Below are 3,790 nucleotides of genomic sequence, written 5' to 3'. Positions count from 1 at the left end.
TCGCCGACCTGGACGCCCAGCTCGCGGCGGCGGTGGCCGGCGAGATTAACGCCGAGCGGTCCGGTGCAGCCGCCGCTGCGGGCGCTGACGTGTCGGACGCCGCGCAGATCCGGCGGTTGATCGATCTGGCGGAAAGCGAATTCGGTCCGGTTGACCTGTATTTCGCCAATGCCGGCATCACCGGTGTAGCCGGTCTCGACGTCAGCGATGCCGACTGGGACCGGTCGTTCGACGTCAATCTGCGCGCCCACATCCGCGCGGCACAACTGCTGGTCCCACGCTGGATCGAGCGCGGGGAGGGGTACTTCGTCAGCACCGCCTCAGCGGCCGGGCTGCTCACCCAACTGGGCTCGGCCACCTACTCGGTCACCAAGCACGCCGCCGTCGGTTTCGCCGAGTGGCTCAACATCACCTACGGCGATCAGGGCGTGCGGGTGAGCTGTTTGTGCCCGATGGGTGTGAACACCAAGTTGCTGTACGGCGGCGGCCAATCCGGTCACCCGCTGGGCGAGTTGGCCACCCGGGCCGTCACCACCGCTGGTGAGGTGCTCGAGCCGGACACCGTGGCCGACGCGGTGCTCGAAGCCATCGACGATGAGCGGTTCTTGATCCTGCCGCACCCGATTGTGCTCGAGATGTATCGCCACAAGGCCGGCGATTACGACCGTTGGCTGCGCGGTATGCGCCGTTACCAGCGCAGCCTGCAGGCGGACGCGCAGTGACCGCCGAACACTTGGCCGGCCGCACCGCGATCGTCACCGGCGCCTCGCGCGGCATCGGACTCGCGATCGCGCAGGGGCTGGCCGGCGCCGGTGCGAACGTCGTGCTGACCTCCCGCAAACAGGAGGCTGCGGACGCGGCTGCCGCCCAGGTCGTCGGAAACGCGATCGGCGTGGCCGCTCACGCCGTCGACGAGGAGGCGGCGCAACGTTGCGTCGACCTGACTGTGCAGCGGTTCGGCAGCGTGGACATCCTCATCAACAACGCCGGAACCAACCCGGCGTACGGCCCGCTGATCGAGCAGGATCACGCCCGCTTCGCCAAGACCTTCGACGTCAACCTGTGGGCGCCGCTGCTGTGGACGTCACTTGCGGTCAAGGCGTGGATGGGGGAGCACGGCGGTGCGGTAGTCAACACCGCGTCGATCGGGGGCCTGCACTACTCGCCGTACATGGGCATGTACAACGCCACCAAGGCCGCACTGATCCACGTCACCAAACAACTGGCTCTCGAACTGTCCCCCCGCGTGCGGGTCAACGCCATCTGCCCAGGGGTGGTCCGCACCCGGCTCGCCGAAGCGCTGTGGAAGGAGCATGAGGAGGGCGTGGCGGCGACGACCGCTCTTGGCCGGATCGGCGAGCCCGTCGACGTCGCCGGCGCGGTGACGTTCCTGGTTTCGGATGCGGCGAGCTGGATCACCGGAGAAGCGATGGTGATCGACGGGGGACAGGTGCTCGGCAATGCGCTCGGCTTCCGGACCGGGGCCGACACCGGTGACTAACGAGGTCGTCGGGATCGACCCGCTCGCGATCGCCGGCTGGTTCGAGCAACTTGGCTTGGCCGTCACCGGTCCGCTGCGCTTCGAGCGCATTGGGCTGGGCCAGTCGAACCTGACCTATCTGGTGCGCGACGCCTCGGATCAGGAATGGGTGCTGCGCCGCCCGCCACTGGGCACGCTGTTGGCGTCAGCGCACGACGTCGGCCGGGAAGCGCGAATACTGGCCGCTCTGCAGGACACCGCTGTGCCCACGCCACGGGTGTACGGGCTCACCCGCGACGACGCCGACGTTCCGCTGTTGCTGATGGAGTTCGTCGACGGCCTGGTGGTCGACCGGATGCCGATCGCGGAAGCGTTGACGCCGCAGCACCGGCGGCAGATCGGGTTGTCTTTGCCGCGAACGCTGGCCAAAATCCACGCCGTTGACATCGACGAGGTGGGCTTGAGCGATCTGGCCAGCCACAAACCTTATGCGCAGCGCCAGCTCAAACGTTGGGCCGGGCAGTGGGAGCTGTCGAAGACCCGCGAGCTGCCTGATCTCGACGACCTGACCCGACGGCTGATTGCCGCCGCACCGCCGCATCAGGAGTTGACCTTGGTGCACGGCGACTTTCACCTGCGCAACGTCCTCACGTCGTACACGACCGGCGAAGTGATCGCCGTCCTGGATTGGGAGCTCTCCACGCTCGGTGACCCGTTGGCCGACATGGGCAGCCTCTTGGCGTACTGGCCGGCGCGCGGCGAGGACACTGCGGGCGATTTCGCCGCCGCTGCGCTCGATGGTTTCCCGGACCGCGCCGAGATGGCGCAGGTGTATCTGGCTGAGACCGGGCGGGACGCCGAGACGCTGAAGTACTGGTACGCGTTGGGGTTGTGGAAGGTGGCGGTGATCGCTGAAGGCGTGATGCGTCGCGCCATCGACGAACCGCAGAACAAGGCGGCCTCCGGCACCCCGACCGTGCACCGCATCGACGCGCTCGTGCAGAAGGCCCGCGAGGTCGCCAAGGACGCCGGTATCTGAGGTTTCCAGACAAAGGAGTCGATGATGGACAAGCGACAACTCGGTGGTGACCTCGAGGTCTCGGCGATCGGGCTGGGCTGCATGGGGATGAGCCGTGGTTTCGGCCCGTCGGGGGAGAAAGCGGAGATGATCGCGGTAATCCGCGCTGCCGTCGAGCGTGGCGTCACCCTCTTCGACACCGCTGAGGCGTACGGACCCAACGAAGAACTCGTCGGCGAGGCCCTGGCGCCGTTCACCGGGCAGGTGGTGATCGCGACGAAGTTCGGTTTCGCCTTCGACGACACGGGCAACATCGGGGGACTCAACAGCCGGCCCGAGAACATCAAGCATGTCGCCGACACGTCGCTGCGTCGGCTCGGGGTGGAAACGATCGACCTGTTCTATCAGCACCGTGTCGACCGTGGGGTACCGATCGAAGAGGTCGCCGGGACGGTCAAGGAGCTGATCGACGAGGGCAAGGTAATGCACTTCGGCATGTCCGAAGCGTCCGCGGAGACCATCCGCCGAGCCCACGCGGTGCAACCCGTGACCGCCGTGCAGAGTGAGTACTCGCTGTGGTGGCGGGAGCCCGAGAGCGCTGTGCTGCCCACCCTGGAAGAACTGGGCATCGGCTTCGTGCCTTACAGCCCGCTCGGGAAGGGCTTTCTCACTGGAACCATCAGCGCGCAGACACAATTCGACCGCATGGATATGCGGAACAGCATTCCGCGGTTCGCCACCGATGCCCGCGACGCGAATCGCGTCGTGGTCGACCTACTTCAGACGATTGCAGCGAGCAGGAACGCCACGCCCGCTCAGGTTGCTCTGGCCTGGCTGCTCGCGCAGAAACCGTGGGTCGTGCCGATTCCCGGCACCCGCCGGCTGCAACGGCTCGAGGAGAATCTCGCGGCGGCCGATCTCGAGCTCACGGCGGATGACCTTCGTACTATCGACGACGCCACCAGTCGCATGGAGGTGCAGGGCGCGCGGTACCCCGACTTCGTGCAGCGGTGGACGGGAGGCTGACCGGATCGGCGAGACCGGATCAGCCGGCCAGCTCGCCTTAAAAGAAGTCCCGGGTGGCTGTCCAGTGCCGCTCGGCGGCCGCGGCGTCGTAGGGCGGATTGTCCGGGACGGCGAAACCGTGTCCGGCGGGGTAGGTCTCGATTTTGTGCTCAACCCCTGCCGCCGTCAGCGCCTTCTCGAGCTGTTCGGCCTGCTCGGGGGTGAACGAGTGGTCATTTTCGGCGCCGCCGACGTAGATCGCCGCCCGAATCTGGTCGGCCCGCAGG

Annotated in this window: 5 protein-coding genes; 4 read left to right on the top strand and 1 reads right to left on the bottom strand. The window is 67.1% G+C overall.

What is annotated here, in order from left to right:
* The 4 genes from WA317_RS21890 to WA317_RS21875 all read left to right on the top strand — a co-directional run.
* A partial coding sequence (locus tag WA317_RS21890; protein ID WP_425175027.1) for an SDR family oxidoreductase occupies window positions 1-722 on the top strand: 722 nt, incomplete at its 5' end.
* Complete coding sequence (locus tag WA317_RS21885) at window positions 719-1,501, top strand: SDR family oxidoreductase (RefSeq protein WP_425175026.1); 783 nt, start codon at window positions 719-721, stop codon at window positions 1,499-1,501. The genes WA317_RS21890 and WA317_RS21885, both read left to right, overlap by 4 nt.
* Window positions 1,494-2,519, top strand: a complete 1,026-nt coding sequence (locus tag WA317_RS21880) for a phosphotransferase family protein (RefSeq protein WP_425175025.1) — start codon at window positions 1,494-1,496, stop codon at window positions 2,517-2,519. Before WA317_RS21885 ends, WA317_RS21880 begins: the two co-directional genes overlap by 8 nt.
* Before the next feature lie 24 nt (window positions 2,520-2,543).
* Window positions 2,544-3,524, top strand: coding sequence for an aldo/keto reductase (locus tag WA317_RS21875; RefSeq protein WP_425175024.1), 981 nt, complete (start codon window positions 2,544-2,546; stop codon window positions 3,522-3,524).
* Between the two features lie 37 nt (window positions 3,525-3,561).
* Here WA317_RS21875 and WA317_RS21870 read toward each other — a convergent pair.
* Window positions 3,562-3,790, bottom strand: a 229-nt coding sequence (locus WA317_RS21870; RefSeq protein ID WP_425175023.1) for a dienelactone hydrolase family protein, incomplete at its 5' end; no start/stop codon positions are given.

The organism is Mycobacterium sp. (assembly GCF_049802695.1).
GTDB lineage: Bacteria > Actinomycetota > Actinomycetes > Mycobacteriales > Mycobacteriaceae > Mycobacterium.
Note: the sequence above shows the minus strand (reverse complement) of the source record. Positions and strands in the feature narration are given on the sequence as shown.

What these genes read in the sequence shown, in the direction of transcription:
- WA317_RS21875 (WP_425175024.1), top strand. Translation starts at nt 2,544, where the DNA reads ATGGACAAGCGACAACTCGGTGGTGACCTCGAGGTCTCGGCGATCGGG.